Genomic DNA, 20726 nt, shown 5'->3' with positions numbered 1-20726 from the left:
GTCATCTGACTTTGCAACCGTTTAAAAATTCCTGAAACAAGATTCTATATTTTGTAATAGCCGAGTCTATAAATAAACATAATGCAACTTGGTTGCAATAATAAATATTTTGCTTAATTTTGCGACATAGTTGCATTAATAGTAGGATATGATATTTACAAAACAAAAGTCAGATGAATTAGGAGCCATGGCAAGTGGACTCTGCCTTATGCATTGCGTGGCTACACCTTTTTTATTTCTTGTTCAAAGTTGTACCGTTGCAGGTTGCAGTGAAGCCCCAATCTGGTGGCGGTGTATTGATTATTTATTTATAATTATTTCCTTTTTTGCCATATATCGTACTACGCAAACGACATCAAGTACCTGGATGAAACCGGTATTGTGGGGGAGTTGGGGGCTTTTATGTTTTATTATTCTGAACGAAAAAATGAGCTGGTTTTCAATACCAGAATATGCCATATACATCCCAGCCATGGGCTTAATAGCACTGCATTTGTATAACCGAAAATATTGCCAGTGCAACACCGATAAATGCTGTACACATGAAAGATAAAAAAGAGATAACAACCGTAGGCGATAACCATGTTTTAACGAGTATTAAAACACCATTACGAGCAGATGCTTTCGAAAAAACAGATGCCGAAAAAATAGAAGACATACAATTTCATTTTCAAAAGATCATGGAAACCTTAGGGCTCGATTTAACAGATGATAGTCTCTCAGGCACGCCTTACCGTTTTGCTAAAATGTATGTTCAGGAATTGTTTTATGGATTAGATCCTGCTAACAAACCAAAATTGTCTGTTTTCGAAAATAAGTACAGTTATAAAAAGATGTTAGTAGAGCAACAGATCACAATAAATTCCGCTTGCGAACATCATTTTCTACCTATTACAGGCTATGCGCATGTAGGCTATATTCCGAAAGATAAAGTGGTGGGTTTATCTAAAATTAATCGCTTGGTAGATTATTATGCAAGACGACCGCAGGTTCAAGAACGCTTAGTGCTTCAAATTTTAAATGATTTGCAAGAGGCTTTAGATACGGAAGATGTCATTGTTTCAGTAACAGCAAAGCATCTGTGTGTATCCTCTAGAGGGATCAAAGACCAAAGTAGTTTTACCACAACTTTAGAATATGGTGGCCGTTTTTATGATGCTGAAATTCGACAAGAATTTTTAAATATCGTGGCGCAGGAGACGCTTTAAATTGTAGTTGTTTAGACTATAAATAATAGTATAAAGTAAGTTTATTTAGTACATGAGAAAATTACCAGTAACTGTTTTAAGTGGATTTTTAGGAGCCGGAAAAACCACCTTGTTAAATCATATTTTACACAATAAAGAAGGCTTAAAAGTGGCCGTTATTGTTAATGATATGAGTGAGGTGAATATCGATGCTCAATTTATTGAGAATGAAGATACACTTTCTAGAACCGAAGAAACTTTAGTAGAAATGTCTAATGGTTGCATTTGTTGTACCCTTAGAGAAGATTTAATGGTTGAGGTTGAAAAACTAGCCGCACAAGATAAATTTGATTATCTACTGATAGAAAGTACAGGCATTAGCGAGCCTATTCCTGTGGCACAAACATTTTCTTTTGAAAGTGAAGATGGTAACATTGATCTAAGTCGTTTTAGTTATATAGATACCATGGTGACGGTTGTAGATGCTTTTAATTTTCTGAAAGATTTCTCGAGTGCCGATTATCTTGCCACAAGAGCACTTACAGATATTGAAGGTGATGACCGCACGATTGTAAATTTACTCACAGATCAGATTGAATTTGCAAACGTGATCCTCATCAATAAAACTGATTTGGTGAGTGCAGAGGAGCTTCAAGAGCTTCAGAGTATCCTTCACTCCTTAAATCCGGAAGCCAAACTTCACCTTACTAAGCACTCTGAAATTGCCACCGATGCTGTAATGAATACAGGATTATTCGATTATGAAAAAGCAGAAGCTTCAGCAGGTTGGATAAAAGAACTCGAAAACGAACATACACCAGAGACGGAAGAATACGGTATAGGGTCGTTGGTCTTCAGAAGTAGAAAACCGTTTCATCCCGAACGTTTTTTAACCTATTTAAACACCAATTTTCCTCAAAATGTTATTAGAAGTAAAGGCTTGTTTTGGATGGCTTCAAGATCTGGTCAAGCTTTAATTTGGAGTTCTGCAGGAGGGTCTTGTAAAGCCGATTCTGCTGGAGTTTGGTGGGCCTCGATGCCTTTTGCTGAGCGTATAGATTACAATGCCTTTAGTGAGAATCAAGCTCAAATTGAAGCCAATTGGGATGCTGTTTTTGGAGATCGAAAAATAGAACTGGTATTTATCGGTCAATATATAGATAAAGCCGCTATGCAAAGTGAACTAGACTCTTGCCTGTTAACTGATGAAGAAGTGAGCTTATGGAAAACTAATGGCTTTCCACAGGACGACCAATGGCCTATAGTGAGACAAGCTTGATATAAGATTTAAAATGTTACAGAGCAGTAATCTAACCTTTCAATACAAAAAAACAGATCGTTTGTTTCGTTTTCCTAATATCGATTTAAAAACACAGGAAAACTTACTTATTTTAGGTAAATCTGGTATCGGAAAAACCACATTATTGCATCTTCTTGCGGGCATCTTAAAACCAAGTTCTGGGATTGTAGCTGTAAATAACGTGGACATAACGAGACTTCGTGACAACAGCTTAGATCGATTTAGAGGCCAAAATATTGGACTTGTATTTCAACAAAATCATGCTATTCAAACTCTAAATGTCTTAGAGAATTTAAAAGCACGACTTTTTTTTAGCTATCAAAAGGTCAATCTTCAGAAAATTGAAGCCTTGCTAGCGGAATTGGATTTGTTAGACTGTAAAACCAGTAAAATACAAACACTTAGTGAAGGGCAATTGCAGCGTCTGGGGATTGCTTTATCGGTAATCCATGAGCCAGAACTTATTTTAGCAGATGAACCAACCTCTAGTTTAGATGATGCTAACTGTAAAATTGTACTCGATTTATTAGTAAAACAAGCTGCCAAAACCAAAGCTAATTTAGTCGTCATTACGCACGATCATAGAATAAGACCTTATTTCCAAAATACTATTGTACTATGAATGTTTGGAAAATCAGCTGGCAAAATATTAGAAGTAAACCGTTATATACGTTTTTGAGCATTGGTGTTTTAACCCTTAGTATTACACTGCTCTTAGGAATTCAGCAGATAAAATATGCTTTTAAAAACCAGATTGAAACCAATTTAGGAAACATAGATTTAGTGATTGGTGCCAAAGGAAGTCCGTTACAATTGGTATTAGCATCGGTATTGCATTTAGACAATCCCACAGGAAATATTTCATATGCGGAAGCGCGAAAGATTATAAAAAATCCGAGAGTTAAGTCGGCAGTACCCATGTCCTACGGCGATAATTACAAAGGCTATAGAATTGTAGGAACAACTGAAGCCTTCTTATCTATTTATAAAGCCGAATTAGAAACAGGTCGATATGTAGCGCAATCTATGGAAGTTGTTTTGGGAGCTTCTGTAGCCCAAAGTTTAAATTTGAAGCTAGGAGATACCTTTTTAAGTTCGCATGGTTTAGTTGAAAACAGTGTTGATGTTCATAATGATGAATTAACTATAGTAGGCATCTTAAAACCGACACATAAAGTCATAGATCGCTTAATTGTTACCAATCTAGAAAGTATTTGGGAGGTGCATCATCATGAAGATGAACATCAGTCACATGAGGATCATGAGCATCACCATCATCACGATGACGGCGCCGAAGAACGAGAAGCAGATAAGGACATTACGTCTTTATTAGTTAAGTTTAAAAGTGCGAGATCACTTTTAAACTTCCCTAGGAAAATTAATGAAAGTACAAATCTGTTAGCGGCTTTACCTAGTTTTGAGTTGCATAAGCTATATGAGTATACAAGTGTCGGTTTTAAAACGATTACTTGGATTGCTTATGTCATTTTAGTGATGTCTGGCCTCACCATTTTTATAAGTTTATATAAAATGGTGAAAGAGCGCGCTTTCGACTTGGCCATTCTACGAACCTATGGCGCTAGTAATTTTCAGTTAATAAAAATGGTGCTCTATGAAGGGTTAATGATTGCTTTTTTAGCCTTTGTGATAGGCTATTTCCTAGTGAAAATAGGATTAACGGTAGGGGCCAATTATATGTTCAACAAAAGTCAACAAAATTTATTGATAGATCTACCACTTCAAGAATTGTTATACGTCGCTGTCTTGATTTTTATGATGGTTATTTTATCCGTCTCATTGGCTATATATCCAATTATTAAAATGAATATTTCAACAATTTTAAGTCATGAGAAATAAGTTTGTACTGTTAATTACGCTTCTATTTACGTCACTAAGTTATGGTCAGAAACAGGTCACTTGGGAAGATATGTCTCATGTAGAGTATACCGATAAATTCTTTCCCATCTATGAGGAATTTTTTAAGTATCCTACATTTCTACTTGCTGTTAAAGCATTAGATGGTAAACAAATTAAAATTACTGGTTATTTTCTAAATATAGCACCAGAAGATGATATGTATATGTTATCTAAATCCCCAATGTCTTCTTGCTTTTTTTGTGGTCAAGGTGAACCTGATACCGTAATAGAACTTCAATTTAAAAACACACCAAATTTTAAAACGGATGCTATTGTAAGTGTCACCGGTAAGTTGATCTTAAATAGTGAAGACGTCGATCATTTTATTTTCATTTTAGAAGACTGTAAAGGAGAACTTATTGATTAATCATAAAACCCATCATAATGAACAGAAGACATTTTTTTAAGAAAGGATCCTTATTTGCATTAGGGACCAGCTTGTTGCAGCCCTTTGATAGTTTCGCTAGTAATGATAATTATGATGCTACGAATAAAAATAAAAAGGCTAAGAATATCATAATTGTGGTTAGTGATGGTATGAGTATTGGGACATTAAATATGACTGATTTGTACCTTTCAAGAGCAACAGGAAAAGGTTCTCATTGGTTAGAACTCTATAAAAAGAATAAGGTGAACCGAGCCCTGATGGATATGGCGTCGGCAAGTTCTATTGTTACCGATTCTGCCGCAGCAAGTTCATCCTGGGGAGGAGGCGTCCGTATTGCAAATGGCGCTTTAAATGTTAGTCAAAACGGTGAAGCACATCTTCCTATCTGGCAAAAATTTAAAAAAGCAGGCAAAAAAGCGGGTTGTGTAACTTCTGTCCCCATTACTCATGCGACACCCGCTGGATTTTGTGTGAATTCGAAATCTAGAAATGCCCAAGAAACTATTGCAGAACAGTACTTAGAGTATAAGTTTGATGTAATGATGGGTGGAGGACATAAATACTTTGCTTCAGATAAAAGAAAGGATAAAAAAGATATGTATCAAGCATTTGTATCTCAAGACTATCAGGTTTTAAGAACAAAACAGGATATGGTTGCCGCTTCAAATCACAAACCTATACTTGGTGTTTTTGATGATAACGCACTTCCTTACGCCATAGATAGAAAGCAAAATAAATCCTTAGCACAAAAAATACCGACTCTTGCCGAAATGACAGCAAAGGCAATTGCGGCTATGAAAGATCATGACAAAGGTTTTGTGCTACAAGTCGAGGCTGGTAAAGTCGATTGGGCAGCACATGGTAATGATATTGCGGGATTACTTCACGATCAAATAGATCATGATGAAGCTATAAAAGTTGCTATGGATTTTGCGGAAGACGATGGCGAAACCTTAGTGATTATTACGACCGACCATGGTAATGCCAATCCAGGTGTAATCTATGGTAAAAATGCCAATACTAATTTTGATGCAATTCAAAACTACAAGCACACTAACGAGTGGATTTTAAATGGTGTTGGAAAGGAAACATCGGTTTCACAAGTAAAAGAGAGAATACACTATGCTAATACTATAGCGCTCACTAATGACGAGTGTCAGCAATTACTAGATTATTACAAAAATATACCAACCGCTAATGGTCTTTATAACCCCAAACATTTGCCTTTTAATCTCTTGGCTAGTATACAAAAACAACATAATTCTGTAGGTTGGATAAGTATGCAACATTCTGCAGATTATGTAGAATTAGCGATGTATGGCCCAGGAAGTCAACTCTTAAAACCTTTTATAAAAAATACAGATTTACATTATTTAATGTTGGAAGCTGCTGAAGTAGAGAATGCATTTTAAGGCTATAAAGGGCTCTTTAAATAATAAAAGGAAATCATAGAATAAAGGCTATAATGATGCTTAGATTTTAGTATTGAGCTTGTTACAAAAGAATCTATTCAATATCGCGTGCAAATTTGTGATTAGAATACATTCAGAAAGAAAATAGGTCTATTCAGAAAAATCAGCCTTGTTTGTACAGTTGAAGTTGCTTCTTTTGAAGTGAATTAAACATCAGACAAATGAAAAGAGTTATTTTATTGTTCCTATTGGCATTGGTTTTTAATACGTCACATGCACAATTTAAAAGATTGCTTCAAAGAAAAGCAAAGGCAGCTGTAGAGCAGAAGCTGAAAAACAAAGAGGAGGTAAGTTCATCTTCCAAATCAGAAGACGCTACAGGAATGGTTGGTAGTTCCTCAGCTCAGACAGACTATTCGGATGAAGAATTTAAAGCAGAATTAGCCAAAAAATATCCTAACGATCAAGCGAAGCAAGATTTATACTATCAAAAATATCTTGAGAAAAAACAAAAAGACGCTGAAGCAAACCAATCTAAAACAGCCTCTAGTATAAGTGATGACTTTTTATACATGTCGTACCCTTTTGCTATGACCAAAGGGATGAGTGCTGTTGGTGTAGACCGTGTAAAGTTAAGACGTCAAATGACAGACAGAGGGGACAATGTAGATTTATTACCTGCACAAGATCCTGAATATGCATGGTTACGCTTTTTAACGACACCAGAATTAGAAGCTATGTCGCCAGAAGGTTATATAGGTTACGAGTTGGTTTCAGGAATGTTTACAACCAAAGTTGGTGCAGACCGATCGCAAACTTTAGAACTTGGTACGGGTATGCCAATATTAGTTAGAGGAATGCTCATTGCAGACGATGTTTTTGTGATTTATGCAGCATCGCACCAAGGCGGACACGCTTTTAACGTGCCATCGTATATGCATCAAAAAGATATTACCATACTTAACGTCATTGGTAAAGGCGAGGAACAATTTCATTTAGACTGGTTAGAAAAAGCAAAACCAATTGTGCAAGAATTTGAAGCGACCCTAAAAGCGAATTATGATGCTGCTGCAAAATCAACGATGGATGCTATAAAAATGCCAAACGCTGGTAGTATGAATAGCAATGCCTCATTAGTAAGCTTTGCCAAACAAAATGTGTCTAAAACTATTGAAAAAGATGGTGCTAAACTTCTAAAACTAAATATAGAATCTAATGATTGGAGTATTGTACAAAACAAATACACAGGACACATTTTATACCGTTGGATAAAAGGCGCGTTTACCGAGAAAAATAAAAATAACGACTGTTACTTACAAGGCTTTTTAATCAAGCAACATTATAATGGCAGTGGTTATGGTAGTTCGGAATTTGGAGGCATTATTCACGGGCAAATGCCTTATGGACAAAAAATGACTTGTGAGTAATTATATATAGATTATTAAGGGGATTTTTTGAAGGCTGTCGTTTAGATAGCCTTTTCTTTTGTTTGGTAATCAGTGTTTTTACGTGTTTACGTTCAGAAAGAAAATAGCCCTATTCAGAAAAAAGCCACTTAAAAACATGAAGTGTTAGCGTTGTTTTGTACTTGATTAATTTTAATATTCAAAACAACCATGAAAAAAAATTTACTCTTATTTACAACCTGCTTATGCTTGGGTGTGTTTTCGGCTTTTGCCCAAAACGTTACTATTCCAGATACTAATTTTAAAAGCTATTTATTAGCAGATCCAGCTATTAACACCAATAATGATTCAGAAATTTCAGTTGCCGAAGCGCAAGCTTTTTCGGGTGAATTATTAATTAATGGGTTATCCATTTCAGACTTAACAGGTATTGAAGCTTTTGTCAATATTACACGATTAGATTGTTATAGTAATAATTTAACGGCTTTAGATGTAAGCAATAACCTTGCATTAACGCGTTTACACTGTGCTGATAATCAAATTGAAACTCTAGATATTAGTGCAAATACATCAATTACAGATATTCAATGCCATAACAATGGTGTTTTATATGAATTAAATATAGCTAATGGTAATAACAGCAACTTTAGTTATATGAAAGCCTATGGAAATAGTTTATCATGCATTCAGATAGATGCTGGTTTTACACCACCAGCAGATGCCGGAATATACAGCCAAGGTTGGACCAAAGGTAACTCAGGATTTTATAGTGAAGATTGCGTAGCGTTAAACCAAATAGTAAATATTCCTGATGCTAATTTCAAAAGTTTTTTAGTAAACGATAGTAGTATCAATTTAAACAATGATACTGAAATTACAGTGGCTGAAGCACAAGCTACAACAGAGCTTCTTATCAATGGTCTATCTATTTCAGATTTAACAGGTATTGAAGCCTTTACCAATTTAACACGTTTAGATTGTTACACAAATAATTTAACAACTATAGATGTAAGTAATAACTTAGCCTTAACGCGTTTACATTGTGCTGATAATCAAATTGAAACTTTAGATATTAGTGCCAATACGCTAATTACAGACATACAATGTCATAATAACGGTGTTTTATACCAATTAAATATAGCTAATGGTAATAACAGCAATATAAACTGGATGAAAGCTTATGGTAATCCAAGTTTAACTTGTATTCAAGTTGATGCAGGCTTTTCGCCACCAGCAAATAGTGGTCAGTATGTTGTAGGTTGGACTAAAGATAATCAAACAAGTTATAGTGAAAATTGCATACCAACTGTGTATTATGTAGATGCAAATGCAACAGGTGCCAACGATGGTAGTTCATGGGCAGATGCATATACAAGCATAACTCCTGCTTTAGCAAATACCAATTTAAATGATGCTGTTTGGGTAGCAAAGGGAACCTATACATTAGCAGATAAAAACACGCCAATAGCCATTAATACAGATGAAGTGGATATTATTGGAGGTTTTTCAGGAACCGAAACGACTCTAGCCGATAGAGATTTAACAGCTATTCATACTACAAATGCTACCATTTTTACGGGTGATATTAATGGTGATGATATTGATGGAGATTTCTCATCGAACAAAACAGATAATGCAGAACGATTATTTGAATTAAGAACAAGCAACGTCACTTTTGATGGTATTATTTTTGAAAACATTTACGACACCTCACAATCTGGTGGCGTAGAAGAAAATGGTGTGATATTTATACCAAATAGTTTAAATGCTAATAATTTGAAAATTAAAAATTCGGTATTTAGGAATAACTATTCTAATGGCTATTTACTTAAAATTAGAAAATTTAATCAAGGATTACTTATTGAAAACACCAAGTTTATTAATAATACCATTGTAAACATGGGATTGGTTTATATACAGTCGGATAGTACAAACGGTTATATTTTTACACGTTGGGCAAATGTATTGGTCGCAGTTAATGATATTAATCTTTCAGCTCTAAATATTTACAGAGAAGATTGGAATAACGGAAGTACTTTAGATGTCGTCATTAATAATAGTACGTTTGTTAATAATGATTATAATGGTACTTATGGTAATTCTATTACAGCATCAGGTAATGGAAGTGTCAACCTAAATGTTAATAATTCTATTTTTTGGGAGAATACTGTTAACGGAGCAGCAGCAACCAGAGATATTTCTAATGGAATAGAGGAGCATTACGATGTATTTATTAAAAATTCTATTGCTAATGTACCTTCAAACTCTGGAACTTACGGAACGTTTTCAACGACTAACCTAACCACTTTAGATCCTGCAACGGATGATTTAAATTTAGATATTGAATACAAACCAACATCAGCTTCAAATTATATTGTTGATCAAGGCGATAACGCTTACTACGATGTGGCGTTATTTGGTGATTTAGACTTATCTGGTAGTGATAGAGTTTTCAATACCACTATAGATTTAGGAGCTTATGAATACAATTCAACATTAGGAATTGATGATGTATCTTTAAATACAAATTCAGTAAAACTATACCCAAATCCAGCAAGCGATAAATTGTTTATTAGTACAACGGCACAGGTAGAACGTCTTGTTATTTATAACATTAACGGTCAATTGGTAAAGCAAACAAATGCATTAACAAACAGTGTTGATGTATCGCAATTACCTAGCGGTTTATATATGGTGCAAATACAAACAAATACCAATACTACAACTCAAAAATTCCTTAAAAAATAAGTCCTTGTTTTAGGATTTATAGCAAGTGGCCCATTGTAAGAGGTGGGCCTTTTCTAACTTTTAAAATGTCTTATCTATGAAACATATAAAACGTTTTGCATTCGCAATCTTAGTTATTTTAAGTGTGTCTTGTTCATCCGATGATGATAATTCAGGATCTCAAAACGAAAACCATATTACAGTAGGAGCATCGGTTTATGAAATGAAAACGGCCATTGTAGAACCTGCATCAATAGGTCACTATGTATATTTAAGTGTGAGCAATAAAACTGAGGCAGAAATAACAGCTGCTATTAACGGGACGGCAATTAATAATGTGGATTTATTTTCGGCTCGAATTAATGCCTTAGATCTTACACCTAATAGAACTTACAACTTATCAGAAATTTCAAGTTTAGAGTTTGTTGTGGATGGTGATTTTATTGGTGCCGACTTTGAAAATGGCGTGAGTCAATTTTATTTAGGAGATGGAACTTCAGATTTAAGAATCGTTGATGGTAGTATTACCGTTATAGATTACGCTGTAGAGGCTATTAATTTAACATTTACGTTTACACGAGCAGATGGGGTTGTAATTTCCGGAGATTACAAAGGTTCATTTATTTATATCAATAATAGTCTTGATTAACAGTGATTAGACTAAATAAAAAAGCTCACTAAATTAGTGAGCTTTTTTTATGATTAAATATAAGGCGTAGTTGAAATACTAGCTATTTAGCATTACTGGCATAACCAACATAGTAACTTGTTCACCTTCATCTAAACCATCAATAGGCGTTAAGATTCCGGCACGGTTTGGTAAGCTCATTTCTAACTGAACATTATCAGAATTTAAGTTATTAATCATTTCCGTTAAGAAACGTGAGTTAAACCCAATTTGCATATCATCACCTTGGTAGTCACAACTTAAACGCTCTTCAGCTTTATTAGAGTAATCAATATCTTCAGCAGAAATATTTAATTCTGCACCTGCAATTTTAAGTCTAATTTGGTGTGTTGTTTTGTTAGAGAAAATACTAACACGACGTACAGAATTTAAAAACTGTGTACGGTCTATAACTAATTTGTTAGGGTTCTCTTTAGGGATTACCGCTTCGTAGTTAGGGTATTTACCATCAATTAAACGACAGATTAATACTGAATTTTCAAAGGTGAATTTTGCATTAGAGTCGTTATACTCTACAAGCACGTCATCATCACTTCCTGCTAAAATTCCTTTTAAAAGGTTTAAAGGTTTTTTAGGCATAATAAATTCAGCCGATTCTGTAGCCGTTACATCAGCACGTGTATATTTTACTAATTTGTGAGCGTCTGTAGCCACAAACGTTAAGCTATCTTGCGAAAACTGAAAGAATACCCCACTCATTACAGGTCTTAAGTCGTCATTACCCGCAGCAAAAATAGTTTTACTAATTGCTGTGGCTAAAATATCGCCCATAATTGTTGTTGTACTCGCATCTTCTATAGAAACCGCATTTGGAAACTCTGCACCATCAGCATAAGCTAGGGCATACTTACCATGGTTAGAACTGATTTCCACTGTATTATTATCTTCAACAACAAAGGTTAAAGGTTGTTCTGGAAACGTCTTTAAGGTATCTAATAGTAATCTAGCTGGTAAAGCAATACTACCTTCAGAATCACTTTCAACATCAATTGTTGCAGACATTGTAGTTTCTAAATCACTAGCCGAAATCGTTAGTTTTGATTGGCTCAGTTCAAATAAGAAGTTATCTAAAATTGGTAGTGTATTACTGTTATTAATAACACCTCCTAATACTTGAAGCTGTTTTAATAAATAGGTACTTGAAACAATAAATTTCATGCTGAATAGATGTGTTTTATACTTTTAATTGGTCTTACAAATATATCTCAATAGAAGGGTTTTATAAAACAAACTTATTAACAAAATAGGTCGCTTTATATGGTTTTATCACCAAACTATTGCGGTCTATTACGCAGTGTATTTACGTTTTCGTAAATAATTAAAGAGAAAGCCAAACAGCCCTAAAACAATGAGAGGCAAAGCGATATTAATAAATTGCCATTTCGATTTTTCTTCTTTTATTTTGTCTGCATCTAAAAAGGCAACGTTAATTTCTTTAGATCTTATGTTTATAAGTCCAGAATCGTCTAAAAGGTAATTCACCGTATTTAGCAGAAATTCTTTGTTTCCGAATGATTTTCCGGTGAGCTGATCGAAACCTAATTGTTGAGGTCGGTTTCTTAAAACCTCATTTTTTATAACATCACCATCAGAAATAACCACCATTTTAGTGGCAGTACTTTGCGTTTTAAAATCCTTGACCTTAAAGGGTAACACCCGTTGGTTGTACACCGATGTAAATTCGCCTTCTAAGAGTACAGCCAGATTTTGAGGACCTTGATTATAACTGGCCTCATCTGGAGATTGCGTTACGGCATCTAATGAAATAGTTGTTGGGGCACCTTCTAATTTCGATTTTGGTGAGCTTTGTAATAAAATCGATTTTTTAATACTGTTTTTTAAAGTGTCAATAGGACTTGCAAAATCAAACTTAACCAAGTTTAAATTTTTAGTAATGGCATGGTTAGGGTTAGACGCGGCTAATGGCGAATATTGCCATTGTATAGGTTGCATCTGCGCCTGACTGCCTTCGCCAATAGATAGCATAATAGGTGCCGAGTAAAGATCCTTGACTAAGGTAGGATTGACTCTTACTCCATATTGAAAGAAAAAATCATTGAGGTGAAGATCACGCATAATAGAAACTCCGCGTCCTGCCGCATTGTACAAACTGTCTTTGTCCATAGCCACAGCTTCCGTTAACCATAAACTTTTACCACCATTCATGGTGTATTGGTCTAAAACTAATTTTTCATTTTCAGAAAAAGGAACACTAGGTTTTGCCACAACAATTAAGTCGTAATCCTTTAATTTATCTAAAGTCCCTTGTGGGTTATTGGCCACACTATCTAAAGTAAATGGTGCTAAATTGTAATAAGGTTTTACAGTGGTTAGAAAATCTGCCATATAAATATCGTCTAACTCACCATTCCCTTTTAAAATGGCAATTTTCTTAGATTTAGCATTTACCAATTTATTAAAACCATCAGCAAAAGCATATTCTAAAGCTTGTACGGAATTATTAATTTGCTCTTGTAAGCCCTGAGTAATACTACGTTTTAAAAGTGGAATTTTTACCGTTTCCCCTTTGTAGCTTGCAAATGCCCAAGGGAAAATAATGTCTTGGGTTACTTTTCCGGTGCTATTGTCCGTGTTGATATAGGGCTCTAATCCTGATTTAGTAAGTTCTTCAATATTGCGTTCGCGGGTTGTTTCATCTTCAATAGGATTAATATAATTGATGAAAATTTGATCGGTTTCAAGCTGAAACTCCTCTATAATTTGACGTACTTCGGTTTGAAGCAATCTAAATTCCGAAGGAAAGTCACCTTCTAAAAACACATCAATAATTAAAGGCGAATCTAAATCTGAAATGAGTGTTTTTGAGTTGTCAGATAAAGTATAGCGTTGGTCTTTAGTTAAATCGAAACGTTTAAAAACCGTGCTAGAGAGTAGGTTAACAAGAACCAATCCAACAAGTATGGCTAGAATATATAGGCTGGTTTTATTTTTTTTCATCGTCTTGCTTCTCAAAGGTTATTAGCTCTTGGTAAGGTTTAAGGGCTACCACTTTTTCGTCTTTAAAGGTGATTTCTACACATTCTTTGTGCTCCGTAAAGGCACCAGGTTCTATGCCTAAACCGTAATTCCATTTATTGGTGTCATGAGCTTTGGCGGCATCATCCCAGGTTAACCATTCTTCTGGGCCTAAAAGGGCTTTTACTTTTTCTTTTGAAAGGCCAATTAAGGTGTCTGAAGTAATCGTGTTATCAATCATCTCGTATCGCAGATTAGGATCTTCAATCCAAGCGGTACTATTAAAATACTTCTGATGATGGTGATTGCTTAAAATATTAATAAACGGATAGAATACAAAGAAATAGGCAAATGGTGTTAATACCAAACTGATGAGTAGGGTTAACCATTTTCGCTTATCTACAGTGTTTAAAAATAGAAATAAGAGTACAAAAACAATTATTAAAAAGACGACAAATAAAGGTGTGATAATCATTTTACTGTTTTTGAATTCTAAGTTTGGTGAATAATAAAAAGGCGATAGCAATACTTATAAAGTAGACCAAATCTCGGGTGTCTATAACGCCACGACTCATACTGTTGTAATGCGCGGCCATTCCTAAGTTTTCTAAATATATAAGGTCGCCAAAAATGTGATAATTTGATAAGCCTTCAAATCCGAAATAGAAAAAGAAGCAAATAAAAATCGCAATGATAAAGGCCACAATTTGATTGTCTGATAGTGTAGAGGCAAACACGCCAATAGCGGTATAAGCGCCTACTAAAAATAAAAGACCAAAATAAGATCCAATGGTGCTCCCCATATCTAGGTTGGCTTCAGGATTTCCTAAAGAAGACACGGTATATACATACAATAGCGTAGGGAGGAGGGCCATGAGTATCAAAACAAAGGCTCCGAAATATTTACCCAATACAATTTGAAAATGCGAAATAGGTTTTGTGACCAAGAGCTCTAAAGTTCCCTGCTTTTTTTCATCACTAAAACTTCGCATCGTTACAGCCGGAACTAAGAAAATTAAAATCCATGGTGCCAATAAGAAAAAGGAAGATAAACTGGCTTGTCCGTAATTAAAAATATTAAACTCGCCTTTAAAGACCCATAGAAAAAGGCCGTTGAGTAATAAAAACACCCCAATGACCAAATAGCCTATTGGTGAAGCGAAAAAGGTGTTTATTTCTTTTTTTAAAATGGCAATCATCTATTCTTTAATTTTTTTTTGAATTCGTACATATTAATTTACTCACAACTCACAACTCACAACTCACAACTCACAACTCACAACTCACAACTCACAACTCACAACTCACGTAAGCGAAGCGACTTTGTCTACACTCCAAGCTTCGGGTTTAGCATTAAATAAAGGCTTAGTTTTAGACCAAACTCCTTTAAATAGATCTGAGTGGCGGTACTGATTGAGATGCGTTTCAGAATCCCAGTAACTATAGGTGAAAAAGATATGAGGCTGCTGCTGATCGCGATACAGTTCTAAAAAATTACAACCTTCAAAATGTCTTATTTTATCTTTTACCTGATCAAAATTAGTCAAGAATTCTTCAATATTAGAAGGTTCAAAACTCATTTTTACAATTCTTACTAACAAAGCTTAAGCGTTTAAAAAGTTAATTGTTACCGTATCCTTGGTTTTTAGACCCATTAGCGTAGAAGCACTACCAACGGTGCTGTTGTTGCTTTTATAAATGGCAATTTCAATATACTGCGAAGAGTTAAATACCACCATAGCTTTTCCTTCTACACTGCGTACGGATTCTTCATCGTCATAATTTATAATGTCACTATATTTATTCAGAATTTCTTTAAACTTGTGGTTGCGTGCATAAACGATGTAAGGACGTCCTTTCTGAATATTCTCAAAAAATTTGCGCTTAATATTCGTCACCACATTTCCATAATTATCAATATAGATTACACTGCCAATAATCTGGTTATGTTCATCATTAACAAATGGGTTTAAATTTTTAATGGGTTTTATAGTGTTAATAACTTTTCCTATAACATCTAAGGTTCCACCACGTGCAATATGGCAAGCGACCTTCACAAAAATATCTAAGACCGGGAAGCTGGTTTCAACCTTGTCATGAATGTTAATTTCAACAATCTTATCAGGGGCTATCTCATTGCAAATCATACTCATAATCCCATTGTTGGCACAGATAAAGTAATGATCGTCTAATTTTAGTGCAATGTGTTTATTATCAGGGCTTAACTCGGAATCTATACCGATTAAATGTATGGTTCCTTTAGGGAAACTGCTGTACGCATTCTGAATAATATACGCGGCTTCACTAATATTAAAAGGCGATACAGAATGCGAAATATCTACAATATTTATTTCATCAAGTTCACTATAAATAGCTCCTTTTATGGCACTAGTAAAATGATCTTTATATCCAAAATCAGTCGTTAAAGTGATTATCGCCATAGATTGATTTGTTGATATTTTTTTAAGATTTGTGGTTGTAAAATAGTTAAATTTGTGTGTAAACAACAGAATTACAAAATTAATAAAAGAAAACATATTAACGCACTAAATAAAGCTCGCTTTTGAATGAACTTATCCTAGAACTCGAAGAAATATCTCCTAAAGAATTTTTCGGAGCTCAAAATGCTAATATTGAGCTGTTAAAAAAGTATTTTCCTAAACTTAAAATTGTAGCCCGCGGCAATAAACTTAAAGCGTATGGCGATGAGGATTTACTTGAACAATTTGACCAAAGAATGACCATGCTTATGCAACATTTTGGCAAGTATAATAAACTCGACGAAAATGTTATTGAGCGCGTATTAACCAGTGACAGCACCGCAGATTACGAAACCACATCTCGTAGTGGAGAAGTATTGGTCCATGGTGTTGGGGGCAAATTAATTAAAGCCCAAACGGCAAACCAACGCAAATTGGTAGACAGTATGCGTAAAAATGATATGGTCTTTGCTATTGGCCCTGCCGGAACAGGTAAAACCTATACTGGGGTAGCCTTAGCCGTAGAAGCTCTAAAGAAAAAGGAAGTAAAACGTATCATTCTAACACGTCCTGCTGTAGAGGCTGGAGAAAATCTTGGGTTTTTACCAGGAGATTTAAAAGAGAAATTAGATCCGTATATGCAACCTTTATACGATGCCTTACGCGACATGATTCCGGCTGAAAAATTAGATAGTTATATAGAGAAAGGGGTTATTCAAATTGCACCCTTAGCTTTTATGAGAGGGCGTACCTTAGATAATGCTTTTGTTATTTTAGATGAAGGACAAAACACCACGCATGCTCAGATGAAAATGTTCTTAACCCGAATGGGAAAGAATGCGAAGTTCTTATTAACCGGAGATCCAGGTCAGGTTGATTTACCACGCCGTACAATTTCAGGATTAAAAGAAGCCTTACTGGTTTTAAAAAATGTAGAGGGTATTGGTATTATCTATTTAGACGATAAAGATGTTATTCGTCATAAGCTTGTTAAGAAAGTTATTGCGGCTTATAAAAGTATTGAAAATAGGGAGTAATCGATAAGTGTTTATAAACGAGTTTCTTAGGTTTTTCAAGGGTTTGATTATATAAAAGATATGACAAATTGTATAAAAATTTTGGGTGCTAATGGGCCTAAATTTGTCATAGTAATCAAAACTTAAAAAAACATGAAAAAAATATTTTTAACATTAGGACTCGTATTAGGATTAAGCCCATTATTTGCTCAAGATGATGATATTGACTTCAACTCGGACAACTCATGGCTAAAAGCAGGAATTACAGCTGGTGTGCCTGTAGGTGATGCTGGTGATGTCTCGTCATTTTCTTTGGGTGCCGATTTAAGAGGGCAATATTTGTTCAATCCCAATGTAGGGGTCGGTATTGCTACCGGATATACCAATTATTTTGGTGAGGATGAGAATGATGATTTTGGAGTAATTCCATTAGCCGGATTTATCCGTTACTATTTTACACCAAATGGTCTTTTCTTCGGAACAGATGTAGGATATGGTTTTTTAACCGGTGTAGATGATAATGACGGTGGGGTTTATGTAAATCCACAAATTGGTTACCATAACCGCGATTGGAATTTTTATGCCTACTACCAAAACACCTTTGCAGAAAATGATATTGATGTACAAGCCGTAGGACTTGGTGTAACGTATAACATTAGATTTAAATAAAATATTTAAACATACTGGTTAAATTAAAGAGGAGAAATTTTATTTCTCCTTTTTTATGCACTTTATTGTTTCGCCCAAGGAAAGAAATTACATTTGTAGTTCACAATAAATGATGATTACATGAACACCATAATAGATACCAATTTCAACTTTCCGAATCAGAAGAGTTTTTATAAAGGAAAAGTAAGAGCAGTTTATAACATCAACGACGAGCAATTGGTGATGGTTGCTACCGATCGTCTAAGTGCATTTGATGTGGTGATGCCTAAAGGAATTCCTTACAAAGGGCAGATCTTAAACCAAATTGCGACTAAAATGATGAAGGAAACTGAAGATTTGGTACCTAATTGGTTGGTTGCAACACCAGATCCTAATGTGGCTGTCGGTCATTTATGTGAGCCTTTTAAGGTTGAAATGGTAATTCGTGGCTATATGTCTGGGCATGCTGCACGCGAATATAAAGCTGGTAAACGTATGCTTTGTGGTGTTGCGATGCCAGAAGGTATGAAGGAAAATGATAAATTCCCAGAGCCTATTATTACACCTGCTACAAAAGCTGAAATGGGCGATCATGATGAAGATATTTCTCGTGAAGACATTCTGAAGAAAGGTATTGTTTCTGAAGAAGATTATATTGTATTAGAAGATTATACCAAGAAATTATTTCAACGTGGTACTGAGATCGCTGCGGCTAGAGGCTTGATTTTAGTCGATACTAAGTATGAATTTGGAAAAACTAAAGACGGTAAAATTGTATTGATTGATGAAATTCATACCCCAGATTCTTCACGTTATTTTTATGCTGAAGGATATCAGGAACGTCAAGATAAGGGCGAAGCACAAAAGCAATTGTCAAAAGAATTTGTAAGACAATGGTTAATTGCTAATGATTTTCAAGGTTTAGAAGGACAAACTGTTCCTTTTATGAGTGATGATTATATTGAATCGGTAAGTGAACGTTATATAGAGCTTTATGAAAATATCACTGGAGATACCTTTGTAAAAGCAGATGTGTCGGATATTCAGGCACGAATAGAAAAAAATGTTTTGGACTATTTAAAATAGAAAACCATAATGTATAAAATAAACAACCTAACCGTACAATTTGTATGGTTAGGTTGTTTTCGTTTAAAGGCAATTCATTGCCTTTATATTTTAGTGATTCTGTTGATCGCAAGTATTTTAAGATACCGTAGAACAGGAATTGAAGTGAAATAGACTAGCAGTAAGGGCAGTATTTAGTCAAAGCAACTTAATCTTCTACTTCTTTCTCTTGAATGACAATTTTATCTTTCTTAAATATAGGAACTAAATAAGAAAGGTTAAACCCGAAACCGCCACCAAAACGACTACTGTCGTAAGTACGGTTATACCCAGGAACATATAAGTTTTCGTAATTATCAATTTCCTTTTCGGTAATAAGCACTTTTAGCTGCACGTTAAACCCTGCATAGAAATTATTAAAAAGTTCTGCCTTGAGGCCCACTTGTAATTCGGTCCATACAGCGGACAAGCCGTCAAAGGTTTGCGATTCGTTAACCGTGTAGCGGTCGCCCCAATATTGGTTGTAAACATCGTAAACCGTATAACTGTTTCTTGTTTGGCTAAAACTCGCGGCACCAACTCTAAAACCAGCATAAATCATGTTTTCCATGTCTAACCAGTTTTGATAAAAATTCATATCAATACCAGCTTTAAAATAGCTTCCTTTCGTGGTATTGTTGAGTTGGTTATAGTCTAATGTACGTTCTTCATTTCCTATTTCTCCAGCAATATAAATACGTTTGCTGAGACGGTAGTCACCCATAATTTCAAATCCAGAGTAATCGTCAGTGACAAAACTACGTGCTAATTTGCTAATATCGGTTCCCAATCTAAGACCATACTTTTGTTTATAAACTAAAGTATCTTGGACTGTTTTATTCTTTTCTTGTTGCCCATAAGCCATTGTAGAAAACAACAGCGTTAAAAAAACACCTCTAATGATAGATGCGTACATGTGTTGTGTTTTCATTTTCTATACTTGCTTGTGTCGTTTCTTCAATTTCTATATTGGAAATCCAATTGTCGGCATCGGTAATTCTGGCAACACCTAAACTGTTAAAATTACTTTTATATCCGCAGGCTCTAGAGACATAAACAAATTCAGTATTATAAGAAATTTCTATAATGTCTATGTTAGAGTTGGTGGTGTCATCTTCATCTTCAATTCTTAAATCGGTGTCTTTTTCTATCACATAACGGGTGGTGATCGTGGTTTCTACACCTTCCGCATCTATAATTAGAGGTAACTCTACCGAATTTGCATTTTCATTAAAGAGTAGTGTAGCATCCGATTCTTCTGTGGGTTCAATACTATTACCATCTTCATCCGTTACTAATCCTTCTCCATAAACGGTAATTCTAGAGACATTGAGTAACTCATCGGTATCCGTAGCATCATAGAACTCCACAATTAATCGCGGGGTCGTTTGCGTTGTAGCGGCACAAATATCATCGCGTTCGCAATTAATCAGTGCAATAGCTATAAATAGAATTAAAAATTTTACGTTTTTCATCG

The 20726-nt window shown here is 34.9% G+C and carries 21 protein-coding genes; 13 read left to right on the top strand and 8 right to left on the bottom strand.

What is annotated here, in order from left to right; translation table 11 throughout:
• Positions 1-148 precede the first annotated feature (148 nt).
• The 10 genes from ACFQ13_RS05470 (at position 149) to ACFQ13_RS05425 (ending at position 10986) form a co-directional block, all read left to right on the top strand.
• Positions 149-553, top strand: coding sequence for a MerC domain-containing protein (locus ACFQ13_RS05470; protein WP_386114933.1), 405 nt, complete (start codon positions 149-151; stop codon positions 551-553).
• Positions 543-1208 carry a GTP cyclohydrolase I FolE gene (gene folE, locus ACFQ13_RS05465; protein WP_386114931.1) on the top strand — a complete coding sequence of 222 codons (666 nt, stop codon included), beginning with the start codon at positions 543-545 and terminating at the stop codon, positions 1206-1208. Before ACFQ13_RS05470 ends, folE begins: the two co-directional genes overlap by 11 nt.
• Positions 1209-1260: 52 nt before the next feature.
• Positions 1261-2466 carry a GTP-binding protein gene (locus tag ACFQ13_RS05460; protein WP_386114929.1) on the top strand — a complete coding sequence of 402 codons (1206 nt, stop codon included), beginning with the start codon at positions 1261-1263 and terminating at the stop codon, positions 2464-2466.
• A gap of 13 nt (positions 2467-2479) precedes the next feature.
• A complete protein-coding gene (locus ACFQ13_RS05455; protein ID WP_386114926.1) occupies positions 2480-3109 on the top strand; it encodes an ABC transporter ATP-binding protein in 630 nt (209 codons plus the stop codon).
• Complete coding sequence (locus tag ACFQ13_RS05450) at positions 3106-4344, top strand: ABC transporter permease (protein ID WP_386114924.1); 1239 nt, start codon at positions 3106-3108, stop codon at positions 4342-4344. The genes ACFQ13_RS05455 and ACFQ13_RS05450 overlap by 4 nt, the downstream gene beginning before the upstream one ends.
• Positions 4334-4771, top strand: coding sequence for a hypothetical protein (locus tag ACFQ13_RS05445; RefSeq protein WP_386114922.1), 438 nt, complete (start codon positions 4334-4336; stop codon positions 4769-4771). Before ACFQ13_RS05450 ends, ACFQ13_RS05445 begins: the two co-directional genes overlap by 11 nt.
• 17 nt (positions 4772-4788) lie before the next feature.
• Complete coding sequence (locus tag ACFQ13_RS05440; protein WP_386114920.1) at positions 4789-6204, top strand: alkaline phosphatase; 1416 nt, start codon at positions 4789-4791, stop codon at positions 6202-6204.
• 221 nt (positions 6205-6425) lie between these two features.
• Positions 6426-7631, top strand: a complete 1206-nt coding sequence (locus ACFQ13_RS05435; protein WP_386114918.1) for a hypothetical protein — start codon at positions 6426-6428, stop codon at positions 7629-7631.
• 189 nt (positions 7632-7820) lie between these two features.
• Positions 7821-10358 carry a T9SS type A sorting domain-containing protein gene (locus ACFQ13_RS05430; RefSeq protein WP_386114915.1) on the top strand — a complete coding sequence of 846 codons (2538 nt, stop codon included), beginning with the start codon at positions 7821-7823 and terminating at the stop codon, positions 10356-10358.
• A 76-nt stretch (positions 10359-10434) separates the two neighbouring features.
• Positions 10435-10986, top strand: a complete 552-nt coding sequence (locus tag ACFQ13_RS05425; RefSeq protein ID WP_386114912.1) for a hypothetical protein — start codon at positions 10435-10437, stop codon at positions 10984-10986.
• Positions 10987-11064: 78 nt separating this feature from the next.
• On the opposite strand, the gene dnaN is transcribed toward ACFQ13_RS05425, so the two are convergent.
• The 6 genes from dnaN to ACFQ13_RS05395 form a co-directional block, all read right to left on the bottom strand.
• Positions 11065-12183, bottom strand: a complete 1119-nt coding sequence (gene dnaN / locus ACFQ13_RS05420; protein ID WP_114309290.1) for a DNA polymerase III subunit beta — start codon at positions 12181-12183, stop codon at positions 11065-11067.
• A gap of 129 nt (positions 12184-12312) precedes the next feature.
• Positions 12313-13983 carry a gliding motility-associated ABC transporter substrate-binding protein GldG gene (gene gldG / locus ACFQ13_RS05415; RefSeq protein WP_386114909.1) on the bottom strand — a complete coding sequence of 557 codons (1671 nt, stop codon included), beginning with the start codon at positions 13981-13983 and terminating at the stop codon, positions 12313-12315.
• Positions 13970-14476, bottom strand: a complete 507-nt coding sequence (locus ACFQ13_RS05410; RefSeq protein WP_386114906.1) for a hypothetical protein — start codon at positions 14474-14476, stop codon at positions 13970-13972. Before ACFQ13_RS05410 ends, gldG begins: the two co-directional genes overlap by 14 nt.
• 1 nt (position 14477) lies before the next feature.
• Positions 14478-15200: a gliding motility-associated ABC transporter permease subunit GldF gene (gene gldF / locus ACFQ13_RS05405; RefSeq protein ID WP_386114903.1), complete on the bottom strand. Its 723-nt coding sequence runs from the start codon at positions 15198-15200 to the stop codon at positions 14478-14480.
• Positions 15201-15305: 105 nt separating this feature from the next.
• A complete protein-coding gene (locus ACFQ13_RS05400) occupies positions 15306-15602 on the bottom strand; it encodes a putative quinol monooxygenase (protein WP_386114900.1) in 297 nt (98 codons plus the stop codon).
• A 3-nt stretch (positions 15603-15605) separates the two neighbouring features.
• Positions 15606-16442, bottom strand: a complete 837-nt coding sequence (locus ACFQ13_RS05395; RefSeq protein ID WP_386114898.1) for an SAM hydrolase/SAM-dependent halogenase family protein — start codon at positions 16440-16442, stop codon at positions 15606-15608.
• 122 nt (positions 16443-16564) lie between these two features.
• On the opposite strand from ACFQ13_RS05395, the gene ACFQ13_RS05390 reads away from it, so the two are divergent.
• The 3 genes from ACFQ13_RS05390 to ACFQ13_RS05380 all read left to right on the top strand — a co-directional run bounded on the left by ACFQ13_RS05390 (position 16565) and on the right by ACFQ13_RS05380 (position 19231).
• The gene (locus tag ACFQ13_RS05390; RefSeq protein WP_114309306.1) at positions 16565-17518 is read left to right on the top strand and encodes a PhoH family protein; all 954 of its coding nucleotides are present in this window, start codon (positions 16565-16567) and stop codon (positions 17516-17518) included.
• A gap of 132 nt (positions 17519-17650) precedes the next feature.
• Entirely contained in the window at positions 17651-18166 is a 516-nt protein-coding gene (locus ACFQ13_RS05385) for a hypothetical protein (RefSeq protein WP_386114896.1), read from the top strand.
• A gap of 120 nt (positions 18167-18286) precedes the next feature.
• A complete protein-coding gene (locus tag ACFQ13_RS05380) occupies positions 18287-19231 on the top strand; it encodes a phosphoribosylaminoimidazolesuccinocarboxamide synthase (protein WP_386114893.1) in 945 nt (314 codons plus the stop codon).
• Positions 19232-19418: 187 nt separating this feature from the next.
• On the opposite strand, the gene ACFQ13_RS05375 is transcribed toward ACFQ13_RS05380, so the two are convergent.
• Positions 19419-20165, bottom strand: coding sequence for a DUF6048 family protein (locus ACFQ13_RS05375; protein WP_386114890.1), 747 nt, complete (start codon positions 20163-20165; stop codon positions 19419-19421).
• Positions 20146-20724: a DUF6452 family protein gene (locus tag ACFQ13_RS05370; protein WP_386114887.1), complete on the bottom strand. Its 579-nt coding sequence runs from the start codon at positions 20722-20724 to the stop codon at positions 20146-20148. Before ACFQ13_RS05370 ends, ACFQ13_RS05375 begins: the two co-directional genes overlap by 20 nt.
• Positions 20725-20726 lie beyond the last annotated feature (2 nt).

Origin of the sequence: Winogradskyella rapida (genome assembly GCF_042675845.1) — a bacterium.
In the GTDB taxonomy this organism is placed as follows: domain Bacteria; phylum Bacteroidota; class Bacteroidia; order Flavobacteriales; family Flavobacteriaceae; genus Winogradskyella; species Winogradskyella rapida.
Note: the sequence above shows the minus strand (reverse complement) of the source record. Positions and strands in the feature narration are given on the sequence as shown.

Excerpts from the sequence above, each read along its gene's own strand:
- ACFQ13_RS05470 (WP_386114933.1), top strand. The coding sequence starts at position 149 with ATGATATTTACAAAACAAAAGTCAGATGAATTAGGAGCCATGGCAAGT.
- folE (WP_386114931.1), top strand. The coding sequence starts at position 543 with ATGAAAGATAAAAAAGAGATAACAACCGTAGGCGATAACCATGTTTTA.
- ACFQ13_RS05460 (WP_386114929.1), top strand. The coding sequence starts at position 1,261 with ATGAGAAAATTACCAGTAACTGTTTTAAGTGGATTTTTAGGAGCCGGA.
- ACFQ13_RS05455 (WP_386114926.1), top strand. The coding sequence starts at position 2,480 with ATGTTACAGAGCAGTAATCTAACCTTTCAATACAAAAAAACAGATCGT.
- ACFQ13_RS05450 (WP_386114924.1), top strand. The coding sequence starts at position 3,106 with ATGAATGTTTGGAAAATCAGCTGGCAAAATATTAGAAGTAAACCGTTA.
- ACFQ13_RS05445 (WP_386114922.1), top strand. The coding sequence starts at position 4,334 with ATGAGAAATAAGTTTGTACTGTTAATTACGCTTCTATTTACGTCACTA.
- ACFQ13_RS05440 (WP_386114920.1), top strand. The coding sequence starts at position 4,789 with ATGAACAGAAGACATTTTTTTAAGAAAGGATCCTTATTTGCATTAGGG.
- ACFQ13_RS05435 (WP_386114918.1), top strand. The coding sequence starts at position 6,426 with ATGAAAAGAGTTATTTTATTGTTCCTATTGGCATTGGTTTTTAATACG.
- ACFQ13_RS05430 (WP_386114915.1), top strand. The coding sequence starts at position 7,821 with ATGAAAAAAAATTTACTCTTATTTACAACCTGCTTATGCTTGGGTGTG.
- ACFQ13_RS05425 (WP_386114912.1), top strand. The coding sequence starts at position 10,435 with ATGAAACATATAAAACGTTTTGCATTCGCAATCTTAGTTATTTTAAGT.
- dnaN (WP_114309290.1), bottom strand. The coding sequence starts at position 12,183 with ATGAAATTTATTGTTTCAAGTACCTATTTATTAAAACAGCTTCAAGTA.
- gldG (WP_386114909.1), bottom strand. The coding sequence starts at position 13,983 with ATGAAAAAAAATAAAACCAGCCTATATATTCTAGCCATACTTGTTGGA.
- ACFQ13_RS05410 (WP_386114906.1), bottom strand. The coding sequence starts at position 14,476 with ATGATTATCACACCTTTATTTGTCGTCTTTTTAATAATTGTTTTTGTA.
- gldF (WP_386114903.1), bottom strand. The coding sequence starts at position 15,200 with ATGATTGCCATTTTAAAAAAAGAAATAAACACCTTTTTCGCTTCACCA.
- ACFQ13_RS05395 (WP_386114898.1), bottom strand. The coding sequence starts at position 16,442 with ATGGCGATAATCACTTTAACGACTGATTTTGGATATAAAGATCATTTT.
- ACFQ13_RS05385 (WP_386114896.1), top strand. The coding sequence starts at position 17,651 with ATGAAAAAAATATTTTTAACATTAGGACTCGTATTAGGATTAAGCCCA.
- ACFQ13_RS05380 (WP_386114893.1), top strand. The coding sequence starts at position 18,287 with ATGAACACCATAATAGATACCAATTTCAACTTTCCGAATCAGAAGAGT.
- ACFQ13_RS05375 (WP_386114890.1), bottom strand. The coding sequence starts at position 20,165 with ATGTACGCATCTATCATTAGAGGTGTTTTTTTAACGCTGTTGTTTTCT.
- ACFQ13_RS05370 (WP_386114887.1), bottom strand. The coding sequence starts at position 20,724 with ATGAAAAACGTAAAATTTTTAATTCTATTTATAGCTATTGCACTGATT.